Source organism: Streptomyces sp. NBC_00510 (assembly GCA_036013505.1).
GTDB lineage: Bacteria > Actinomycetota > Actinomycetes > Streptomycetales > Streptomycetaceae > Actinacidiphila.
This window is the reverse complement of the sequence record CP107851.1, coordinates 7953841-7975052: the sequence shown is the minus strand read 5'-3', so window position 1 is coordinate 7975052 and position 21212 is coordinate 7953841. Positions and strand designations below refer to the sequence as shown.

Annotated in this window: 20 protein-coding genes and 1 pseudogene; 6 read left to right on the top strand and 15 right to left on the bottom strand. The window is 74.4% G+C overall.

The genetic code is table 11. The annotated features are described in order from the left end of the window. Window positions 1-25 precede the first annotated feature (25 nt). Entirely contained in the window at window positions 26-745 is a 720-nt protein-coding gene (locus OG937_36100; protein WUD76732.1) for a methyltransferase domain-containing protein, read from the top strand. Between the two features lie 7 nt (window positions 746-752). Here OG937_36100 and OG937_36095 read toward each other — a convergent pair whose 3' ends face one another. The 5 genes from OG937_36095 to OG937_36075 form a co-directional block, all read right to left on the bottom strand. Continuing rightward, window positions 753-1916, bottom strand: a complete 1164-nt coding sequence (locus OG937_36095) for a lactate 2-monooxygenase (GenBank protein WUD76731.1) — start codon at window positions 1914-1916, stop codon at window positions 753-755. Window positions 1917-1984: 68 nt separating this feature from the next. Then, on the bottom strand, window positions 1985-2521 hold the full coding sequence (locus tag OG937_36090) for a DoxX family protein (protein WUD76730.1): 537 nt from the start codon (window positions 2519-2521) through the stop codon (window positions 1985-1987). Window positions 2522-2611: 90 nt separating this feature from the next. Then, window positions 2612-3223, bottom strand: coding sequence for an SDR family oxidoreductase (locus OG937_36085; GenBank protein WUD76729.1), 612 nt, complete (start codon window positions 3221-3223; stop codon window positions 2612-2614). Window position 3224: 1 nt separating this feature from the next. Next, the gene (locus OG937_36080) at window positions 3225-3944 is read right to left on the bottom strand and encodes a flavodoxin family protein (protein WUD76728.1); all 720 of its coding nucleotides are present in this window, start codon (window positions 3942-3944) and stop codon (window positions 3225-3227) included. A 50-nt stretch (window positions 3945-3994) separates the two neighbouring features. Then, window positions 3995-4870: an Fpg/Nei family DNA glycosylase gene (locus tag OG937_36075; GenBank protein WUD76727.1), complete on the bottom strand. Its 876-nt coding sequence runs from the start codon at window positions 4868-4870 to the stop codon at window positions 3995-3997. A gap of 147 nt (window positions 4871-5017) precedes the next feature. Here OG937_36075 and OG937_36070 point away from each other — a divergent pair, with 147 nt between their 5' ends. After that, entirely contained in the window at window positions 5018-5701 is a 684-nt protein-coding gene (locus OG937_36070; GenBank protein WUD76726.1) for a hypothetical protein, read from the top strand. Window positions 5702-5752: 51 nt separating this feature from the next. Here the strand turns inward: OG937_36070 and OG937_36065 are convergent, their stop codons facing one another. Continuing rightward, window positions 5753-8170: a SpoIIE family protein phosphatase gene (locus OG937_36065; GenBank protein WUD76725.1), complete on the bottom strand. Its 2418-nt coding sequence runs from the start codon at window positions 8168-8170 to the stop codon at window positions 5753-5755. Between the two features lie 188 nt (window positions 8171-8358). Between OG937_36065 and lnt the strand changes: the two genes are divergently transcribed. Beyond that, complete coding sequence (lnt, locus tag OG937_36060) at window positions 8359-9885, top strand: apolipoprotein N-acyltransferase (protein WUD76724.1); 1527 nt, start codon at window positions 8359-8361, stop codon at window positions 9883-9885. Here lnt and OG937_36055 read toward each other — a convergent pair. Then, window positions 9857-10771, bottom strand: coding sequence for a Gfo/Idh/MocA family oxidoreductase (locus OG937_36055; GenBank protein ID WUD76723.1), 915 nt, complete (start codon window positions 10769-10771; stop codon window positions 9857-9859). The two genes, lnt and OG937_36055, sit on opposite strands and share 29 nt — an antisense overlap. Window positions 10772-10784: 13 nt before the next feature. Beyond that, window positions 10785-11995: pseudogene (locus OG937_36050) on the bottom strand (FAD-dependent monooxygenase). Between the two features lie 588 nt (window positions 11996-12583). On the opposite strand from OG937_36050, the gene OG937_36045 reads away from it, so the two are divergent. Next, entirely contained in the window at window positions 12584-13189 is a 606-nt protein-coding gene (locus tag OG937_36045) for a TetR family transcriptional regulator C-terminal domain-containing protein (GenBank protein ID WUD76722.1), read from the top strand. Window positions 13190-13229: 40 nt separating this feature from the next. Next, the gene (locus OG937_36040) at window positions 13230-13739 is read left to right on the top strand and encodes a DinB family protein (GenBank protein ID WUD76721.1); all 510 of its coding nucleotides are present in this window, start codon (window positions 13230-13232) and stop codon (window positions 13737-13739) included. Window positions 13740-13828: 89 nt separating this feature from the next. Here the strand turns inward: OG937_36040 and OG937_36035 are convergent, their stop codons facing one another. The 6 genes from OG937_36035 to OG937_36010 form a co-directional block, all read right to left on the bottom strand. Then, entirely contained in the window at window positions 13829-14509 is a 681-nt protein-coding gene (locus tag OG937_36035) for a uracil-DNA glycosylase (protein ID WUD76720.1), read from the bottom strand. 360 nt (window positions 14510-14869) lie between these two features. Continuing rightward, window positions 14870-15631: an SDR family oxidoreductase gene (locus OG937_36030; GenBank protein WUD76719.1), complete on the bottom strand. Its 762-nt coding sequence runs from the start codon at window positions 15629-15631 to the stop codon at window positions 14870-14872. A 22-nt stretch (window positions 15632-15653) separates the two neighbouring features. Continuing rightward, entirely contained in the window at window positions 15654-16415 is a 762-nt protein-coding gene (gene fabG / locus OG937_36025; GenBank protein ID WUD76718.1) for a 3-oxoacyl-ACP reductase FabG, read from the bottom strand. A gap of 119 nt (window positions 16416-16534) precedes the next feature. Next, the gene (locus OG937_36020; protein WUD79000.1) at window positions 16535-16876 is read right to left on the bottom strand and encodes a DUF3037 domain-containing protein; all 342 of its coding nucleotides are present in this window, start codon (window positions 16874-16876) and stop codon (window positions 16535-16537) included. A gap of 47 nt (window positions 16877-16923) precedes the next feature. Continuing rightward, the gene (locus OG937_36015; protein ID WUD76717.1) at window positions 16924-17742 is read right to left on the bottom strand and encodes a hypothetical protein; all 819 of its coding nucleotides are present in this window, start codon (window positions 17740-17742) and stop codon (window positions 16924-16926) included. Window positions 17743-17751: 9 nt separating this feature from the next. Continuing rightward, a complete protein-coding gene (locus OG937_36010) occupies window positions 17752-19377 on the bottom strand; it encodes a TROVE domain-containing protein (GenBank protein ID WUD76716.1) in 1626 nt (541 codons plus the stop codon). Window positions 19378-19990: 613 nt separating this feature from the next. Here OG937_36010 and OG937_36005 point away from each other — a divergent pair. Continuing rightward, the gene (locus tag OG937_36005) at window positions 19991-20473 is read left to right on the top strand and encodes a Rieske (2Fe-2S) protein (protein WUD76715.1); all 483 of its coding nucleotides are present in this window, start codon (window positions 19991-19993) and stop codon (window positions 20471-20473) included. Here the strand turns inward: OG937_36005 and OG937_36000 are convergent. Continuing rightward, window positions 20439-21131, bottom strand: coding sequence for a cysteine hydrolase (locus OG937_36000; protein ID WUD76714.1), 693 nt, complete (start codon window positions 21129-21131; stop codon window positions 20439-20441). The genes OG937_36005 and OG937_36000 overlap by 35 nt on opposite strands. Between the last annotated feature and the right edge of the window lie 81 nt (window positions 21132-21212).

Genomic DNA, 21212 nt, shown 5'->3' with positions numbered 1-21212 from the left:
GCGGGCCGTCCGTAGCATCGGGTCCATGGCAACCCTGTGGGAGCTCATGCGCGACTGCATCCCCGACGACCACGCCCGCCAGGTCACGTCGCGCTTCTACCTCGACGAGGCCATGACCTCCGCCCACGCGCCGGACCAGGTGGTGGACCTCGGCTGCGGCCGCGGCACCTCGGCCGCGCGCTTCCGCCGGCACAACCCGGAGGTGCGCTGGGTGGGCGTCGACATCGGCGACTCCCCCGAGGCACGGCAGCGCACCGCCGGCGGGGACCCGGTCGTCCACTACGACGGCGTCCGGCTGCCCTTCCGCACCGGCGCCGTCCCGCTGATCTACTCGCACCAGGTGTTCGAGCACGTCTCCCGTCCGAGGGAGCTGCTGGCCGAGATCGGCCGCGTGCTGCGGCCGGGCGCGGTCTTCATCGGCAGCACCTCGCAGTTCGAGCCGTACCACTCCTTCAGCCTCTGGAACTACACGCCCTACGGCTTCCGGGTGCTGGTCGAGGAGGCCGGGCTCGCCCTGGAGGAGATCCGGCCCTCCCTGGACGGGGTGACCCTCATCATGCGCTCGTACCACGGCCGGCCGCCCGAGTACGGCCGGTACTGGGACGAGGCGTCGCCCCTGAACGCCGAGATCGACACCTGGGCGCAGCGGACGAAGCGGGGCGCCGCCCTGGCGAACCTCCGCAAGCTCACCTACTGCGGGCAGTTCGCCTTCCGCGTCCGCAAGCCGGCCGGCGCCCCTGCCTGACGCCCTGTCACGACCCCAAGGACAGCGCCTCCGGACCCAGGTCCCCCGGGCGGGAGTGGCCCGACAGGGCGAGGGTGAGGTCGAACTCGGCGAGCAGGCAGCGGATGACGTGCTCGACGCCCGCCTGGCCGTCGAGGCCGAGGCCGTAGGCGTAGGGGCGGCCGACGAGGACGGCGTCGGCACCGAGGGCGAGCGCCTTGAGGACGTCGTCGCCGGTGCGGATGCCGCTGTCGAAGAGGACGGCGAGTCGGTCGCCGACGGCGCGGGCCACGGCGGGCAGGGTCTCGGCGGCGCCGATCGCGCCGCCGACCTGGCGGCCGCCGTGGTTGGAGACGACGACGCCGTCCATGCCGGCGTCGGCGGCCAGACGGGCGTCGTCGGGGTGTTGCACGCCCTTGAGGACGATGGGGCCGTCCCAGTTCTCGCGCAGGAAGGCGAGGTCGGGCCAGGTCTTGCCGGGGTCGGCGAACATGCCGACGAAGTGCAGGACGGCCGCGTTCAGGTCCTCCTCGACGGGCTTGGCGAGGCCCGCGAGGAAGGCCGGGTCGGTGAAGTAGTTGGCGGTGCCGATGCCCTTGAGGAAGGGCAGGTACGCCTGGTCCAGGTCGCGGGGGCGCCAGGCGAGCAACGGGGTGTCGAGGGTGACGAGCAGCGCGGTGTAGCCGGCGGCCCTGGCACGGCCCAGGAAGCTCCGCGTGACCTCGCGGTCCTTGGCCCAGTACAGCTGGAACCAGCGTTCCGCGTCGCCCATCGCCTCGGCGACCTCCTCCATGGGCGTGCTGGACGCCGAGGAGAGCACGAAGGGCACCCCTTGCGCGGCGGCGGCACGGGCGGCCGCGCGCTCGGCGTCGGGGTGCACGATCGACAGCACGCCGACCGGGCCCAGCGCGAGCGGGGCGCTCAGCGTGCGGCCGAGGACCTCCACCGTCAGGTCGCGCGCGGACACGTCGCGCAGCATGCGCGGCACGATCCGCAGCCGGTCCAGGGCCTCCCGGTTGGCGCGTTCCGTGCGGCCGCTGCCCGCGCTGCCGGCGACGTAGCCGAAGGGGCCGGGCGCCAGGCGCTCGGCGGCCAGTCCCTCCAGCCGCGTCAGGTCGGTGGGGAGCGCGGGCAGCACGCCCGCGAGCCCGTTGAGGTAGATCTCGTACTGGTGGTCCGCCCGGTCGCCCATCCCTGTCCCGTCTCTCGGTGCCGAGAGCAGGACTGTGTCAGGACCGGACCGCCGCGTCCACCGTCCGGTCAGGGCTGCGGCAGTTCGGCCGCCATGTCGGCGCGTACGGCGGCGTTGCGGCGGGAGATCACCACCGCCGCGGCGACGGCACTGGCCGCGAAGGAGGCCACGACCGTCCAGGAGCAGTCCAGTACGTCGCCGGTCAGATGGTCCAGGGAGTAGCGGCCGGGCCCGGCGATGCCGATCGCGGCGGCCGTGAAGCCGAGGAAGGCCGGGTGCTCGAAGCCGCCCGAGGCGGAGAAGAAGCCGGCCGGCAGGTGCACGGAGACGGCGCCGGCCATCCCGCCGGCGGCGGCCGCGCCCGCGGCCGGGGTGGCCAGGCCGAGCGCCAGCAGGGTGCCGCCGCCGGCCTCGGCGAGGCCCGAGGCGAGCGCGCTGCGCCGGCCGGGCCGGAAGCCCATGGACTCCATCGCCTCGCCCGTGCCCTCCAGGCCGTGGCCGCCGAACCAGCCGAAGAGCTTCTGGGCGCCGTGCGCGAAGAGCACCGAGCCGGTCCCGAGGCGCAGCGCGAGCAGTCCGAGGTCCTTGCGGCGGTTGGTGGGCATGGCGGGGTCCTTCCGGGGCGGTGCGGGCGCGTACGGCCAGTCTCGGCGCCCGCCGCGGGGGGCGCCGCCCGCGGTGGGCCGTCCGGGCGGTCAGGAGCTGATGGCCACCGCCCGCCGTACGCAGTCCTCGGAGCCGAGGGCACGGAGCATGAAGTCGGCGACGTCGGCCCGGCTGACCCGGGAGGCGAGACCGAGCCGCAGGTCGGATCCGGTGCGGTAGACACCGGAGTAGCGGCCGCCGGTGACGACGGCGGGCCGCACGATCGTCCACAGGTCGCCCTCGGCGCGGATCAGCTCCTCCTGGCGGTCCTTGTCCCGCATGATGGCCGGGATGACCAGCGAGGTCGCGGCCCGGTACACACCGCGCCGGCCGGGTCCCGACCCGTAGGCGCCGACGGCCACCAGCCGCCGTACGCCGAGCGCCCGCATGGCGGGGAGGATGCGCCGCATCCCGTCGGCGCAGACCGTCCCGCCGCGCGGGGAGCGGGTGCCGAGGGCGCTGAGCACCCCGTCGGCGCCCGCGATCACGCGGCCGACGGCCTCGGGGTCCCGGACGTCGCCGGGTACGACCGTCAGCCGTTCGTGCGGAGGGAGCGCTGCGGGGTCGCGGGCCAGGGCGGTGACCTCGTGGCCCGCGTCGAGCGCCTGCGCCACGAGTTCGCGTCCCACGTGGCCGGTGGCTCCGAAGATCGCGATGCGCATGTCAGCGGTGCTCCGGGTTCGCGAAGTCGGGGCGGCAGCCGGCGTCCCAGGCGCTCCGCTGGTTGCCGTGGCCCGGGATGCCGCCGGAGCGCTTGAGCAGGGCGGCCAGGTGCATCAGGTTCCAGGTCATGAAGGAGAGGTTCCGGTTGGTGAAGTCGTTCTCCGGGCCGCCGGAGCCCGGGTCGAGGTAGGAGGGCCCGGGGCCGGCCTCGCCGATCCAGCCGGCGTCGGCCTGCGGCGGGACGGTGTAGCCCAGGTGCTGGAGGCTGTAGAGGAGGTTCATGGCGCAGTGCTTGACGCCGTCCTCGTTGCCCGTGACGAGACAGCCGCCGACCCGGCCGTAGTAGGCGTACTGGCCGCGGTCGTTGAGCAGGCTGGAGCAGGCGTAGAGCCGCTCGACGACACGCTTGGTGACGGAGGAGTTGTCGCCGAGCCAGATCGGGCCGCACAGGACGAGGATGTCGGCGGCGAGCACCTTCTCGTACAGGGCGGGCCAGGCGTCGGTCCGCCAGCCGTGCTCGGTCATGTCGGGCCAGACGCCGGTGGCGATGTCCTCGTCGACGGCGCGGACGACCTCGGTGCGGACCCCCTGCGCCTCCATCAGGGCGCGGCTGCGGTCGATGAGCCCCTCGGTGTTGCTGACCTCGGGGGAGCGCTTCAGCGTGCAGTTGAGGAACAGCGCACCCAGCTCGTCATAGCGGTACCCGGTGGAATCGGACATGGCGCACCCTTTCGATCACCAGTCATCCTGGGTCACCGCCCGCCGGGCGGCTACTTCAGCAGCCGCGACATCCTCCGGTCGGCGAGCGGCTTCCCGCCGGTCTGGCAGGTGGGGCAGTACTGCAGGGATGAGTCGCTGAAGGAGACCTCGCGGATCGTGTCGCCGCAGACGGGGCACGGTTCGCCGGTGCGCCCGTGCACCCGCAGCCCGGTCTTCTTCTCGCCCTTCAGGTCTCCCGCGGCCAGGCCGCGGGAGCGTTCGACGGCGTCCCGGAGGGTGGTGAGCAGCGCTTCGTACAACCGGCTGACCTCCTCCGCGGAGAGGTTCGCGGCGAGCGCGTACGGCGACATCCTGGCGGCGTGCAGCACCTCGTCCGAATAGGCGTTGCCGACACCGGCGATGACGCCCTGGTCGCGCAGGACGCCCTTGATGCGGCGGCGTTCGCCGGAGAGCAGGGCCGCGAAGACCTCGAGGGTGAAGGCGGCATCGAGCGGTTCGGGGCCGAGGCGGGCGATGCCGGGGACGTCCGCGAGGTCCCGGACGCAGTGGACGGCGAGCCGTTTCTGCGTCCCCGCCTCCGTCAGGTCGAAGCCGGCGCCCTCCGGTTCCGCCATCAGCAGCCGCAGTGCGAGCGGGCCCTTGCCGGGGCGGGGCGGGGTCGCGGGCAGGTCGTCCTTCCAGCGCAGCCAGCCGCCCCGGGCCAGGTGGACGGCGAGGTACGGGCCCGCGCCCTCGTCGGTGGTGAAGACCAGGAACTTGCCCCGGCGCCCGACGGAGATCACGGTGCGCCCGTGCAGCGCGTCCAGCGGGGGGTCGTAGGTCTTCAGGACGCTCACCGCCACCGGCAGCACCCGGGCGATGGCGTGGCCGGCCATGCGGCCGGTGAGGAAACCGGCCAGGGCTTCGACTTCGGGCAGCTCCGGCATGCGACCAGTGTGCGCCCCGGGGCGGCGGGGTGCGAGCGGCGACGGGACGGTTCCGCCCGGTTTCGGCGTCAATACCGCACCATGAACAGACAGTTGGATCTTCGGGAGAACTGGACATCGGGCCGCCGGATGTGAATGATCGCAGCCATGGCCGATTCTCTCCCCCTGCCCGCCGAGGCACCGAGCCACCCCGACCCGGGTGCGCTGGACCCCACCGAGGTGATACCCCGGCCGCAGCCGGTGGAGGCGGGTGAGGCCGCGGAGGTCAAGGTCATCAGCGGAGAGGTCGTCGGCGGCCGCCACCGCGGGCAGCGCGGCGGTCCCGGCCGCGCCTCGCTGGGCACCGCCGTGCTGACGGCGACCGGCGCCATCGCGGGACTGTCCATGCTCATGCCGCACGGCGGCTCCGGCGGCGTCGCGGAAGCCGCCCAGGGGCCGGCCAGGGCCGTGCCGGACGGGTCCGTCGAGGACGCCATGGTGCCGACCGCCGCGGGCGCGGCCGTCTCCGCCGAGACCACGAAGGCCGACACTGCGGCGGTCACGAAGGCCGCGTCGACGGGTACGGATACGGGTACCGCGGCGAGCACCGGAACGCGCGACACCGCGCGGCCGGACGCCCCGGGCGACGCCCCGGCCCCGGGCCGCCACGCACGCGTCAGCGGCACCTGGGACAGCGAGGACTGGCAGGAGGCCGTGGCCCGCGCCATCGCCGCGCACCGCTCGGGCGAGCAGGGTCACCTCGGCGGCCGGCACCGCACCGGCGGCGGCACCGGCTGGCACGGCGGCCAGTGGAACGGCGGCCGGCAGGGCGACTGGTCCCGCGACGGCTGACGACACTTCAAGGTCGGGCCGATCAGCAGAGGATGACGCCGCGTCGGAGGGTCAGGCCAGTTCCTGCTCGGCCCAGATCGTCTTGCCGGTGGGCGTCTGCCGGGATCCCCAGCGCTGGGTGAGCTGGGCGACGAGCAGCAGCCCGCGGCCGCCCTCGTCGAAGATCCGGGCACGGCGCAGGTGCGGGGCGGTGCTGCTGGTGTCGGAGACCTCGCAGATCAAGGTGGCGTCGCGGATCAGCCGGAGCTGGATCGGGCCGCCGCCGGCGTAGCGGATCGCGTTGGTGACCAGTTCGCTGACGACCAGTTCCGTGATGAACACGGCCTCCCCCAGCCCCCACTCGCGGAGTTGCTCCGCGGTCGTCCTGCGCGCCTGCGCGACGACGGCCGGGTCGTCGGGCAGCTCCCAGGTGGCGACCTGGTGGGCGTCGAGGGCGCGGGTCCGGGCGACCAGCAGCGCGATGTCGTCGCGGGGCCGGTCCGGCAGCAGCCCGTACAGCACGTTGTCGCAGAGTTCGTCCAGGCTCCCCGCCGGCCGGGTGAGCGTCCGGGCGAGCAGCGCGAGCCCCGCGTCGACGTCGTGCCCGGCCGATTCGATCAGGCCGTCCGTGTACAGGGCCAGCAGGCTGCCCTCGGGCAGGTCCAGCTCCGCCGACTCGAAGGGCAGCCCGCCCAGCCCCAGCGGCGGCCCAGCGGGCAGGTCGGGGAAGTCGGCCCGGCCGCCGGGCAGCACCACGGCGGGCAGCGGGTGGCCGGCGCGTGCCATGGTGCAGCGCCGGGTGACGGGGTCGTAGACCGCGTACAGGCAGGTGGCGCCGACCTCCCCGGAGAACTGGTCCGAGCCGCCCTCGATGCCCTGCCCCTCCTCCATGTCGAGGCGTACCACCAGGTCGTCGAGCTGGGTGAGGAGTTCGTCTGGCGCCAGGTCGACGTCGGCGAGGGTCCGCACGGCGGTGCGCAGCCGTCCCATCGTCGCCGAGGCGTGCACCCCGTGGCCTACGACGTCGCCCACCACGAGCGCCACCCGGGCGCCGCTGAGCGGGATCACGTCGAACCAGTCGCCGCCCACGCCCGCCCGGGAGCCGGCCGGCAGGTAACGGGAGGCGACCTCGACGGCGGCCTGCCGCGGGGAGTGCCGGGGGAGCATGCTGCGCTGCAGGGTGAGGGCGGTGGCCCGTTCCCTGGAGTAGCGGCGGGCGTTGTCCACGCAGACGGCGGCCCGGGCGGCGATCTCCTCGGCGAGCAGCAGGTCGTCGGCGTGGAAGGGGTCGAGGGTGCGGTGCCGGATGAAGATCGCCAGCCCGAGGGTCGCGCCCCGGGCGCGCAGCGGCACGACCATCAGCGAGTGCACGCCGTAGTCGACGACGCTCCTGCCGCGGGCGCGGTCGTACTCCGTCCAGCGCCGGATCTCCGGCTCGTGGGTGCGGTGCAGCGACCCCCGCCCGGTGACCAGGGCGCAGGCGGCCGGTGAGTGCTCGGGCACCGTGTCCAGCTCCCCGACCTGGGCCGCGGCCTCGGGACAGCCGGGCAGCACGGACTGCTGGGCGACGCGGCGGAAGGCGAGGGCGCCCGCGGCCGGCAACGGGCCGGGTTCCTCACCGCGGACGACGGAGTCCAGCAGGTCGACGCTGACCATGTCGGCGAACCGCCGTACGGAGACGTCGGCGAGTTCCTGCGCGGTGCGGGTGATGTCCAGGGTGGTGCCGATGCAGGTGCTCGCCTCGTTGACGATGTCCAGGCGGCGCCGGGCGTGGAACTGCTCGGTCGTCTCGTAGACCGCGGCGGACACCCCGGTGACCTGTCCCGACCCGTCCCTGAGCGGGAAGACCAGCATCGCGTACGCGTGGTCGCGGTCGTCGCCGGGCGGGCGGCCGAGGCTCTCCAGGCGCGCGGTCGCGCCGGTCTGCATCACCTCCTCCTGGACGCGGTCGAACTCCTCGAAGGCCGCGCCGGGCATGAACTCGCGCAGCCGCTGCCCGCGCACCTCCTCCACGCTCCTGCCGACCAGGCGCTCCATCGCCGCGTTGGCGGTGCTGAGCCGTACCTCGCGGTCGTAGACGGCGACGGCGACCGGGAGCTGGGCGAGGACCCCGGCGTCCGGTTCCGGTCGCCCGGGGGCGGTCGCGGTGACGGCCCAGTGCGCGGTGCCCGACGCGTCGCTGAGGAGGCGCAGCCCCAGCCGGACCGGCACGTCCCCGCCGTCGCGGTGGCGCAGGACGACGGGGCCCGCCCAGGCGCGTCCGGCGGCGATGCGGCGCAGTGCGGCGAAGGGCAGCGGGGCGGCGAGCAGGGTGCCGGCGGGCCGGCCGAGCACCTCGGCGGACGACCAGCCGAGCAGCCGGCAGGCGTCCTCGCCCCAGGCGGTCAGCACCCCCGTGTCACCGGCAGCGACGGCAGCGGCCGCGGGCGGCCTCAGCCCGTGGCGCTCCTTCCCTCCCCCGTGCTCCCCGTGGCCGGTACGCCTTCCCATGGGTACGTCCTCGTCCTCACGGCCGTTCCCCCTCAGCATGGTCCCCCGCCGGGGCACTCTCAACCGGCGTGCGCGACGGAGGCGGGGCGCGCACGGCACGGGGCCGCCGGTTCACGCGCTGTGGCCCTCTGGGCAAGGCCGTCCGGACGAACGAGACTGAGGCCAGGCGAGTGTGAGGAGTGGCGCAGGTGACGGTGAAGGTCGACGGGCCGCGGACGGCTTCCCCCCGGCTCGCCTCGCCCTGGACGCGCGGCGCGGCGGCCGCGGCGGCGGGGGCGCTGCCCGCGCTGGCGTTCCCCGCGCCGTCGCTGTGGTGGCTGGTGTACGTCGCCCTCGTGCCGTGGATGCTGCTGGCGCGCGCCGCGCCGACGGGGCGGCGGGCCGCCTTGGACGGCTGGCTGGGCGGGGCCGGCTTCATGGCGGCCGTGCACCACTGGCTGATCCCGAGCCTGCACGTCTTCATCGTGCTCATCGCCCTGCTGCTGGGGGCCCTGTGGGCGCCGTGGGGGTGGCTGGTGCGGCGGCTGCTCGGGGGCACACCGGGCCGCCGCACGGTCCTGGCGGCGACGGTGCTGGTGCCGTCCGCCTGGCTGCTGGTCGAGCTGGTGCGGTCGTGGGAGTACCTGGGCGGGCCGTGGGGGCTGCTGGGGGCGAGCCAGTGGCAGGTGGCGCCGGCGCTGCGGCTGGCCTCGATCGGGGGCGTGTGGCTGGTCAGCTTCCTGGTGGTGGCGGTGAACACGGCGCTGGCCGCGCTCCTCGCGGTGCCCTCGTGCCGGGCGGCCGCGGGGTCGGTGCTGGCGGCCGCGGCGGTGGGCACGACGGCGGTGTGGGCCTGGGCGCCGGTCCCGGCCCGCAGCGGGGAGTCCGTGCGGGTGGCGGTGGTGCAGCCGGGGGTGATCGACGGGCCGCAGCCGCGCTTCGACCGCGGGGAGCGGCTGACCCGTGCGCTCGCGGGCAAGGGCGTGGACCTGGTGGTGTGGGGGGAGAGCAGCGTCGGCTTCGACCTGTCGGCGCGCCCCGACCTGGCCGACCGGCTGGCCGCGCTGTCCCGGGACGTCGGCGCCGACATCCTGGTCAACGTCGACGCCCGGCGGGCGGACGGCCTCGGGATATCCAAGACCTCGGTGCTGATGGGTCCGGACGGGCCGGCCGGCCCGGTCTACGACAAGATGCGGCTGGTGCCCTTCGGCGAGTACGTCCCGGCCCGCACCGTGCTGGGCTGGGCCACGTCGGTGGGCAGGGCCGCCGGTGAGGACCGGATCCGGGGCGACCACCAGGTGGTCATGGACGAGGGCTCGGTGCGGCTGGGCCCCCTGGTGTGCTTCGAGTCGGCGTTCCCCGACATGAGCCGGCACCTCGCGGACGACGGGGCGCAGCTGCTGGTGGCGCAGTCCTCCACGTCCTCGTTCCAGGGGAGCTGGGCGCCCGCACAGCACGCCTCGCTGGCGGCGCTGCGCTCGGCCGAGTCGTGGCGGCCGATGGTACACGCGACGCTGACCGGGATCAGCGCGGTCCACGACGCCCGCGGCGAGCGGATCGGCCCGTCGCTGGGGACGTCGCGCAGCGCGGCGCAGGTCTACGACGTGCCGCTGAGTTCCGGGCGCAGCCCGTACGACCGGCTCGGCGACTGGGTGCCCCGGCTGGGGGTGCTGCTGCTGGCCGGGGCGGGCGCGTACGAGGCGGCGCTCAGGAGGTCTGCTCGGTCACGGCGGTGACGACGCGCTCGCACAGTTCATGGGTCTGCAGCGCGTCGCGGGCGTCGAGGGGCTTGCCGTGCCGTACGGCGTCGAGGAAGGCGAGGGCGATCCCCTCTATTCCGCGCTGGCGGGCGACGGGGACCCAGTCGCCGCGGCGGCGGACGGTGGGCTGGCCCTTGTGGTCCACGACCTCGGCCAGGTTGAACACCTGGCGCTTGCTGTCCTGGCCCATGACCTCCAGGACCTCCTCGTTGGAGCCGCTCATGCGGTTCATCACGCCGATCGCGGTGAAGCCTTCGCCGGACAGCTGGAGCGTGACGTGGTGGAGCAGCCCGCCGCGGACCCGTGCCCGGACGTCGGTGTGCTCGACGGGGCCGGGGAGGAGGAAGCGCAGGGTGTCGACGACGTGGATGAAGTCGTCGAAGACGACGGTGCGCGCGGTCTCCGGGTGCCCGATGCGGTTCTTCTGCAGGAGGATCAGGTCGCGCGGGTGGTCGGCACACTGCACGTAGCCCGGAGCGTGGCGGCGGTTGAAGCCGACCGTCAGCCCGACCCCGCGTTCCTCGGCGAGGCGCACCAGGTGCTCGGCCCCGGCCAGGTCGTAGGCGAGCGGTTTGTCGACGTAGACGGGGACGCCCGCGGCGATGAGGCGTTCGGTGATCTCCACGTGCGTCTCGGTGGGGGCGTGCACGAACGCCCCGTCGAGCCCCTGGTCGAGCAGGGCGTCGAGGGTCTCGTGGCGGTGCGGGACCGGGACCCGGTGGGTGTCGCCGACGGCGTCGAGGGTGGCGCGGGTGCGGGTGTGCAGATGGAGTTCCACCCCCGGCTGCGCGGTCAGCACCGGCAGGTACGCCTTGCGCGCGATGTCGCCGAGTCCGATGACCCCGATCCTGAGGGGTTCCATGTGCCGCTCCCGCCTACGCCTGCAGTGCCTGACCTGTGCCGTCGGCAGCATACGGGCCGGCCGGCGGCCGCCAGTCGGCGATCCCGTCGAGGCTGCGCAGCGCCAGGCGCGGGCCGACCCGGTTGACGGTGGCGAACAGGGCGTCGCGCAGCGCGACGGCGGGCGGGGAGGACCAGGTGGTGAGCCTCCCGATGCTCCAGGAGCGGCGTACGACGCCCGTTGTGCGGGGCAGCCGCTGCGCGGTGTAGGCGGCCAGGGCGCGCGCCACGGCCTCGTCCCCGGCGTCGGGGGCGGCGAGGTGGGCGAGGACGACGGCGTCCTCCAGGGCCTGGCAGCCGCCCTGGCCGAGGTTGGGCGTCATGGCGTGCGCCGCGTCGCCGAGCAGGGCGATGCGCCCCTGGTGGAAGGCGGGCAGCGGTCGCACGAGGTGGTGGACGTCGTTGCGGAGCACGGCACCGGGGGCGGCGGAGTCGATCAGCTCGGGCACCGGGTGGTGCCAGTCGCCGAATACCGCCGCAGCTCGGTGCGTTCGTCCCCGTCGGGGGCGCGGCCGCCCGACGGGGTCACGGCGGTGGCGTAGCAGTAGACGCGGCCGCCGGTGAGCGGGACGGTGCCCCACAGCCGGCCGCGCCCCCAGGTCTCGTGCGGGAGGTACGCGGAGGGGGCCGGCACGACCGTGCGCCAGCTGGTGAAGCCGCTGTAGACCGGCCCCGGGTGCTCCGGGAACAGCGCGGCGCGCACGGCTGAGTTGATCCCGTCGGCGGCGACCACCAGATCGGCGTCGATCGTCCCGTCCTCGGTGCTGACCTTCCCCCCGGGGGAGGCGGACAGGACCCGGGTCCCGGTGCGCAGCGCGCCGTCCGGCAGGAGGCCCGACAGCACGGCCACCAGCTCCGCCCGGTGGGCGATCACCACGGGCCCGCCGAACCGCTCGGCGGCGGCCTCACCACTGGTCCGGGAGAGCCAGCGCCCGTCGGGGCGGCGCAGCCCGCCCTCGCCCTGGAAGGCGGCCATGGCGCGCACGGCCTCACCGACCCCGAGCACATCCAGCGCACGCAGGGCGTTGGGCGCGATGCCGATCCCGGCGCCGACGGGTTCGAGCGCCGCGGCCCGCTCCAGGACGGTCACCCGCCAGCCGCGCAGACCGAGTCCCACGGCGGCGGCGAGACCGCCGATGCCGGCTCCGACGACGACGGCGTGCGGCCGATCCGATGTGCGGGTCATGGCTTCCGCTCCCCTCCCGGGACTACAGGTGTAGTGGGGAGCGTACTACACCTGTAGTGCCGGGGGGAATGGGCGCCCATGCCTCCGGCGCCCCTCACCGACCGGCCGCGCGGGGCGGTCGCGGACGAGCGGCGCACGCTCACGGAGCCGGGGCGCGTCGGCCCGGGACGAGGCCGCCGGCACCCTGGAGAGCCCGAGCGCCGGCATCGGTGCCCCACGACCGACGCGGGCGGAGGCAGCGCGCGAAGGGGCGCGGCCGTCGGCACCGAGCCCGCGCCGCCGGCCCTCTCCCGGGCTTTGACCGCGTCCCGGGCGCCGGCGCCTCGAGCCGCGTGAGGGCGGCGGTGCGCGCATCGGCCGCTCCGGCGCGACGGCAGGGACGTGCCCGGGGCGAACCGGCCCGGGACGGGGTCGTCGGCAGTGGTGGGAGCCGCGAGCGCCGGCCCCGGGGCGGGAGCCGGGGTCCGCTGTGGCCCTGGGCGCGTCGCGGACACCCGGCCGCGCCGGGGCCGGATGACGGGGACACCCCTCAGCGGTCCGCGGGCGGACGGGCCGGGGCGGGAGTCGGGGGGCCGGTAGGTTGCCGTCATGAGCACCGCGCAGACGTCCCGCCCCGAGCTGATCGCCGACACCGCACTCGCCTTGCTCGCCGAGCGGGGCATGCGCGGGCTGACCCACCGTGCGGTCGACGAGGCGGCCGGTCTGCCGCAGGGCTCGACGTCCAACCACGCCCGGACCCGCGCGGCCCTCCTGGAGGCGGCGGTCCGCAGGCTGGCCTTCCGCGAGTCGCAGACGGCCCACGCCCCCACGTCCGCGCCCGGGCCGGAGGGGCTGGCCGCGCTGCTCGCGTACTTCCTGCACCGCTCCGTCACCGAGGCCCGTGACCTCACGCGCGCACGCCTGGAACTCGCCCTGGAGGCCACCCGGCGCCCCGAGTTGCGCACGGTCTACGACACCGCGGGCCGCGCCTTCCGCGAGCAGCTGGAGGCGATGCTGCGCGCCGTGGGCTCCGCCGAACCGGAGCGTCACGCGCGGTCGCTCATCGCGTGGTGCGACGGCGTCCTCTTCCACTCCGTCGCGGGCGCCGGGTCCGTGTCGCCCCCGCCCGAGGCCGAGTTGCGGGCGGGCGCGGCCGACCTGCTGCGCGGGATGCTCGGCGGCGGCTCCGGCGGCTCCGGCGGCTCGGCCGGTTAATGCGTCGACGCTGTCAGAGGCCCCCGCCATCATGACGGCCATGACGACGACACCGGAGCGCACCGACCCGCCCTACATCGCCGACGAGCGCACCATGCTGGAGAGCTGGCTGGACTTCCACCGCGACACCCTCGCGATGAAGTGCGCCGGCCTGGACGACGAACAGCTGCGCACCCCCAGCGCGCCCCCCTCCGACCTCACCCTGCTCGGCCTGGTCCGGCACATGGCGGGGGTCGAACGGGGCTGGTTCCGCACCGTGCTCGCCGGAGAGGACGTGCCCCCGCTCTACCTCACCGAGGAGGACCCCGACGGCGAGTTCCACGACCTCGGCCAGGCCGACACCGCCGAGGCGTTCGCCACCTGGCGCGCCGAGATCGCGCACGCCCGCGAGCTGACCCGCCACCGGTCGCTCGACGACACCGGGCTGCGCCGCGGCAGGCACGAAATCTCCCTGCGCTGGATCTACGTCCACATGATCGAGGAGTACGCCCGCCACAACGGCCACGCCGACCTGATCCGTGAACGCATCGACGGGGTCACCGGCGACTGACCCCCGCTCCGGGGCATGGCGCCGCCGCGCCGAGCGTGCGGCCCGGGCCCGGCGACGACCCCCGTGCGTCGCCCGGCCCGGGCACGGACTCAGCGGCCCAGGTCCGGGATGCGCCAGTCCACCGGGTCGTGGCCCTGTGCCTTGAGCGCCTCGTCGATCTGGGTGAAGGGACGGCTGCCCAGGAAGAGCTTGGCCGACAGCGGCGACGGGTGGGCGCCCTGCACGACCGCGTGCCGCTCGGTGTCGATCAGCGGCAGCTTCTTCTTGGCGTAGTTGCCCCACAGGACGAAGACCGCCGGGTCGGGCCGGGACGCGACGGCCTTGATGACCGCGTCGGTGAACTTCTCCCAGCCCTTGCCCTTGTGCGAGTTGGCCTCGGCCTCGCGCACCGTCAGCACCGCGTTGAGCAGCAGCACGCCCTGCTCCGCCCACGGCATCAGGTAGCCGTTGTCCGGGATCGGGTAGCCGTACTCCTCCTTCATCTCCTTGAAGATGTTCCGCAGGGAGGGCGGGGTCTTGACGCCCGGCTGCACCGAGAAGCACAGCCCGTGCCCCTGGCCCTCGCCGTGGTACGGGTCCTGGCCGAGGACCAGCACCTTCACCTTGTCGTAGGGCGTGGCCTCCAGGGCCGCGAAGACCTGCTCGCGCGGCGGGAAGACCTTGTGCTTCCCGCGCTCCTCCTCCACGAACTCGGTGAGCTGGGTGAAGTAGGGCTTCTCCAGCTCCTCACCGAGGACGGCCTGCCAGGACTCGGGCAGCGTGATGGGCACGTCGGGAACCTCCGGTACGCGATCCGTTACTGGGGACGAACGTACCGTTCCGCACTGACAATCCGCCCGGCCGGGTGTCAGACCGTGTCCATCCGGGCCCGCAACTCCGGTTCGGGGTCGGGCAGGACGCGCGGGTCCTCGATGCGGACGCAGTGGACGTCGACGTGGCCGGTGCCCAGCCTGCGCAGGCTTTCCCTCAGGCCCGCCCGGGCACGGGGTGCCGACCCCCGGTCCGGCGACGCCGGCCGATGTGCGTCACCGCGTGCACTCCCCGGATACGGGCGAGTCCCTGGTGCCGCCCGCCGCTACGGCGGCCGGCACCAGGGACCGTGCACGTGGGAGTGCGGGCGGACGCAAGCCTCAGGCGCCGACGCCGGCGTTGAGGAAGATGCCGCCGTCCACGACCAGGGTCTGGCCGGTGATCCAGGCCGCCGCGTCCGAGAGCAGGAAGGCGGCGGCGCCGCCGATGTCCTCGGGCACGCCGAGCCGCCCCAGCGGGTAGGCGGAAGCGGCCTGCTCCTCGCGGCCCTCGTAGAGGGCGGAGGCGAACCTGGTCTTGACGACCGCGGGGGCGATGGCGTTGGCGCGGACGCCGGGCGCCATCTCGGAGGCGAGCTGCAGCGTGAGGTTGACCATCGCGGCCTTGCTCATGCCGTACGCGCCGATGAAGGGGGAGGCGCTGATGCCCGCCACGGAGGCGATGTTGACGATCGCGCCGCCGTTCTCCTTCATCCACGCCTTGTACGTCTGCTGGGCGAAGCCGAGCGCGGAGATGACGTTGGTCTCGAAGACCTTGCGGGCGACGCCGAGGTCGAGCTCGGCGAGCGGGCCGAAGACCGGGTTCGTACCGGCGTTGTTGGCAAGGTAGTCGACGCGGCCGAAGGCCTCCATCGTCCGCTCGACGACCTCGGCCTGGTGCGCCTCGTCGTGGGCCTTGCCGGCCACGCCGAGGGCCCGGTCGGCGCCGAGCCGTTCGACGGCCTCCTTCAGCGCCTCCTCGTTTCGGCCGGTGATGACGACGCGGTCGCCGCGGGCGACGAGCGCCTCGGCGATGCCGTAGCCGATGCCGCGGCTGGCGCCGGTGACGATCGCCACGCGTCCGCCGTCGGGCTGGTTGCTCATGATGCGGGTCTCCTGTCGCGGGTCAGTCGAGCGGTCCGCCGGCCACGTACAGCACCTGGCCGGAGACGAAGCCCGCGGCATCGCCGGTGAAGAAGGCGATGGCGTTGGCGACGTCGTCCGGGTTGCCGACGCGCTGGACGGGGATCTGGGTGGCGGCCGCGGCCTGGAACTCCTCGAAGCCCATGCCGATGCGGGCGGCGGTGGCGGCCGTCATGTCGGTGACGATGAAGCCGGGGGCGACGGCGTTGGCCGTGACGCCGAACTTGCCGAGCTCGTGCGCGAGGGTCTTGGTGAAGCCCTGCAGGCCGGCCTTGGCGGCGGAGTAGTTGGCCTGGCCGCGGTTGCCGAGGGCGGAGGACGAGGACAGGTTGACCACGCGGCCGAAGTTCGCGTCCACCATGTGCTTCTGGACGGCGCGGGTCATCAGGAAGGCGCCGCGCAGGTGCACGTTCATGACCGTGTCCCAGTCGGACGCGCTCATCTTGAACAGCAGGTTGTCGCGGAGCACGCCCGCGTTGTTGACGAGGATCGTCGGCGCCCCGAGCTCCGCGGCGACGCGCGCGACCGCGGCCGCTACCTGCTCCTCGTCGGAGACGTCGGCGCCGATGGCGACGGCCCGGCCGCCCGCCTTGGTGATCTGCTCGACGGTGTCCTTGCACGCGGTCTCGTCGAGGTCCAGCACGGCCACGGCGCGGCCCTCCGCGGCCAGGCGCACGGCGGTGGCGGCGCCGATGCCGCGCGCCGCCCCTGTCACGATCGCTACGCGCTGCTCGGTGGTCGACATCTGCTCTCCTCAGCCCTGTGGGGAGCGGTCGCGCAGGTGAGCGACCGCTTAGTACGTCCCGTAGCCGAAACCGTAGGAGCGCAGTGACCCTGTGTCAACGCCCACCGCGCCGATGTGGCTCAGCGCACCAGAAGATCCAGCAGACGGTCCACCTCGGCCTGCGGGTCCTCGGTCAGCCCGGTGTGGATCGGGCCCGGCTGCACGATGGTGCTGCGCGGCGCCGTCAGCCACCGGAAGCGGCGCCCCGGATCGTCCTCCGCCGCCTGCCCGGCCCGCTCGCCGCCCGCGCAGATGCCCTCGTAGCCGCGCAGCGCCGCCCGTACGCCGGCGACGTCCACGTCGGGGTCGAGGCAGCGCAGTCGGGTCTCGTCCAGGTGGACCCGGGCCCCCACGAAGGACTTGGCACGGCAGTAGACCAGCACACCCGCGTTGATCAGCTCGCCGCGCTCGATCCGCGGCATCACGCGCACCAGGGCGTACTCGAACACATCGCGCCCGCTCGCCGTGCTCACTTGGCGGCCTTCCCCTCGACCCAGGTACGCAGCCACTCCGGCGGCGCCTGCTTCTCCTGCTGCTTCGGGGCGAGGGTGATCCGCTCCCCCACGGTGCCGGCGCGCGCCAGCAGCACCCGCTCGTACGCGCGCCGCACCTCGTCCGGGCCGGCGAAACCGGGCTCGTCCACCAGCCACTCGTCGGGGACCTGGGCGGTGACCTCGCGCAGCAGCGCCTCGTCCACCCGCGGGGCGAGGTCGCGGGCGGCGGCCTCGATGTCCGGGGCGAAGCGGGCGAGGGCGTGGTCGGCGGCGTCGTACGGCTTGTCCGCGGCCTGGTCGGCACCCTTCCAGTTGTGGTGGAAGATCAGCGAGGCACCGTGGTCGATCAGCCAGACGTCCTGGTGCCAGACCAGCATGTTCGGGTTGCGCCACGAGCGGTCGACGTTGCCCACGAGGGCGTCGAACCACACGATCCGGCCCGCCTCGCCGGACTCCACCTCGAAGACCAGCGGGTCGAAGCCGAGCGCGCCGGGGAGGAAGTCCATGCCGAGGTTGAGGCCGCCGCTGGCCTTCAGCAGGTCCTGGATCTCCTGGTCCGGCTCGCCGAGCCCGATCACCGGGTCGAACTGGAACCGCACCAGCACCGGCACCCGCATGCCCAGCCGCCGGGCCAGCTCCCCCGCGATCACCTCCGCGACCAGCGCCTTGCGCCCCTGTGCGGCACCCACGAACTTCACCACGTAGGTCCCCAGGTCGTCGGCCTCGACGACCCCGGGAACCGATCCGCCCTCACGCAACGGCGTGACGTAGCGGATCCCGGTCACTTCCTCCATGGACGCATCCTAATGATCGGTCTCCCATGGCCACGCCGCGCCGTGGTTCCGGCTGAGCAGGTCGACCATGGTGAAGAGCTTGTCGGAGAAGCCGCCGATCTCGTACCGGTGCGGCCGCACGGTGTCGATCGCCGCCGGCGCGTAGCCGCTCGTGTCGACCCCGAACACCGGCACGTCGGCCGGGACCGACTCCGACACCGACAGGCCCCGGTGCCCCTCGCGGCCCCGGTCGAGGGCGCCGCCTCCGTGGCCGGGGTGGTGGAAGGCCTGCATGTCCGACACGATCACCACGCGGTCGTGGGCCCGGTACGCCGCCCTGAGCGCGGCGACCGTCTCCGTGCCGTGGCCGACCTCGCCGATCCGGGCGCAGAACGCCTCCGTCTGCGCCAGGACGGATCCGCCCTTCGACAGCGGGTGCCGGAAGACGCCGTCCGCGTAGCCGTACAGGTCGACCGCGCAGCCCCGTGCGGCCAGGGCCACCGCGAAGAGCGCGCCCACGTCCACGTGCCGGACCGTGGACCTCCACGACACGCGGTCCCGCATCGAGGCGGAGGTGTCCACCAGCACCAGCGTGCGCCCGGGCAGGGCCGGGATGTTCGCCGTGGCCGCGGTCAGCGCCCGTTCCAGCGCGTGGGCCCAGCGCAGGGACGGTGCGGTGCGGTACGCCGACAGGAAGCGGAAGGGGAACTGCCTCGAGCGCCGGACCTCCTCCGGGTCCGCCAGCCGGGCGCACACCCGCTCGGCGACGTCGTCGGGGACCCCGGCCTCGTCGAAGCCGCGCAGGTTCCGCGTGAGGGCCATCAGCCCCATGGACGGGATCATCGCCGACCATGCCGGGGCGTCCATCGCGCCGAGGCCCGAGAGCTGCTCCCAGGTCATGCCGGCCGCGCGCAACCGGACCGGGTCCGCCAGGAACCAGGAGCGCCGCTCGGCCCGGGGCATCCGCATCGCGTCGCGGTACGCCGTCAGGACCGGCAGGCGGTCCGTGACGCGCACGGTCTCCCGCTTCCAGCGGCGGTCGGCGAGGTGGTCGAAGAGGTCGGCCTGCCACGGCCCGGCCGGTACCGGCTTGGCCAGCGCGACGACGTCCGCCATGCGCCACCGCGCGGCTGTGCCGTCGTACTTCAGCGCGGCCCGCTCGGTGTAGAGGCGGGCGACGGCGTCGGCGACTCCGCGCTGGACACCGCCGGGCAGGGTCCTGCGGCCGGTGCGCGCGACCCAGTAAGCGAGGAACTCGGCGGGCTCGTCGGCGCGGAGCATCGCGTCCGCGACCATCCTGCGCACCGGCACCGTCGCCTCGCGCTCGGTGCCCTCCTTGCGGGCGAGCGCCGATTCGGCGGCGACGACGACCGCGGCGGACCGCATGTTCATCTCGCCCCGCAGATACGGCACGAACCGGGCGACCCAGTCGGGGTCCTGCCGTGTGGCGGCGTGCACGAGGTCGCGGAAGCGCCGGTCGCGGTCGCCGGCGGACTCGTAGAACGTGTCCTCGCCCACCATGTTGGTCGCAGCGAACAGGAACAGGTCGCTCTTCGCGTCGCGGGTGAAGCCGGCGCCGCCCTCGAAGGTGGTGGTCACGCCGGTCGTGGTCAGCGGCGACACCGGCGCGGTGCGCGCCGATGCGAACTTGGCCATCTCGTCCGTCTCCTGCAGTCGGGGGGTTCCGGGCCGCGCAGGGGCTGCCGGGCGCCACGAGTACCTGCTCGCAGGAGCCGCATTGTCCTTGGCCGCTGGACGACGGTCCCCGAGGGGACCGGTAGGATTCGAACCCACGGACTGCGTGAGTCAGAAGTAAGCCCCTGCTTCGCTTCGTGGCGCCGGTGCAGCCCCCGGCCCGGCCGCGAGGCGACCGGTCGGGGACGACGGAACCGGACACGGGAGGCCGGCGAGTACCTGACGCGCGAAGTGTGTCTGGTGCTCTGCCGGTTGAGCTACCGGCCGTCCAGTGGACGGCCGGGCGGGACTCGAACCCGCAACCGCCGGATCCGAAGGAACTCCGCGCTGCGCTTCGCCGGCCACCCGTGTCCAGTTGTCGTCCCCGAAGGGTGCGGCGAGTGCCCGCCGCCCGAGGGGCGGCGCTTCGCGGCACCCCTCACCTTAGTGACGGCGATCCGGCGTGCCATGTGAATTTCCGGGGGATGGTTGAACGGCCCACCCATCTCGTCCGTACGACAGGGCAGGGCGTGACCGACGCTCCCGGGCCCCGGCTGGCGGTCCGGAACGGACGAGGCAACAGGATGTGTGACGCATGGCCGAGACGACTGGCACCGCAGGAGCTCCGACCCGCCGCGCCGTGGTCGCCGGGGTGGGTGCGGCGGGGCTCGCGGCCGCGCTGGCCGCGTGCGGTGACTCCAACGACTCCGCGGGCGCCTACAGCCCTGCCGCGCCCCCGCAGGGCGGCGACCAAGGGGCCGGGGGGTCGGCGCCCGCCGGCGGCGGGGCCGAGGCGGCGCTGGCCAAGACCTCGGACATCCCGGTCGGCGGCGGCAAGATCTTCGCGGACAAGAAGGTCGTCGTCTGCCAGCCCGAGGCGGGCTCGTTCAAGGCCTTCTCGGCGATCTGCACCCATCAGGGCTGCGCCGTCAACGAGATCGCGGGCGGCACGATCAACTGCCCCTGCCACGGCAGCAAGTTCAGCATCAAGGACGGCAGCGTGGCCAACGGCCCGGCGACCCAGCCGCTGCCGGCGGCGAACATCAAGGTGGAGGGGGACTCAGTGGCCCTGGCCTGAGCCCCCCCGGGCCCGGCCCGGACCGTTTCCAGCTGCCGATGACCTCGTCGGCGGTGGTGACCGTGGCGACGAGCGCGAGGGTGTGCCGGACCATGTCCGCGGTGTACGACTCCGGCACCCCGGCGATGGCGTCCGCGGGCACGACCGCCTGGTAGCCGAGGTTGACCGCGTCGAAGACGGCGTTGGGAACGGCCACGTTGGCCGACACCCCGGTGACGACGACCGTGCGCACGCCCAGGTTGCGCAGCACGGCGTCGAGGCCGGTGCCGGCGACCGGCGACAGCCCGTGCAGCCGTCGCACGACGAAGTCGCCGGCACCGACCGCTATCTCCTCGGCGACCTCGACCGCCGGTGTGCCCGCGACCTGCAGGACGGGCAGCCGCTCGGCGGCGCGGAAGATCCGCGCGTTGCGGCTGGACCCGCGGCCGTCGGCGCGGCGTTCGGCGACGGCGTGCACCACGGTGGCGCCCGCCGCGTGGGCCGCGGTGACCAGCCGCGCGATGGCGTCCAGCGCCCCGGAGGCCCTTACGGCGGCCGCGAGTTCCGGCAGCGCGCCGCCCGGACCAACCACCCCGCGCTGGCACTCGACGGTGAGCACGGCGGTGGACCGGGGGGTCAGGAGCGCGTCGAGCCTGCGGTGCCGGTTGCCGTCCGTCATGCTTGCCCCCTTGCGCGCGGCTGCCCTACCGTCGTCCCAAGTGACCGTATCTGACGAACCGTCAGGCAGGAAGTGGGGGCG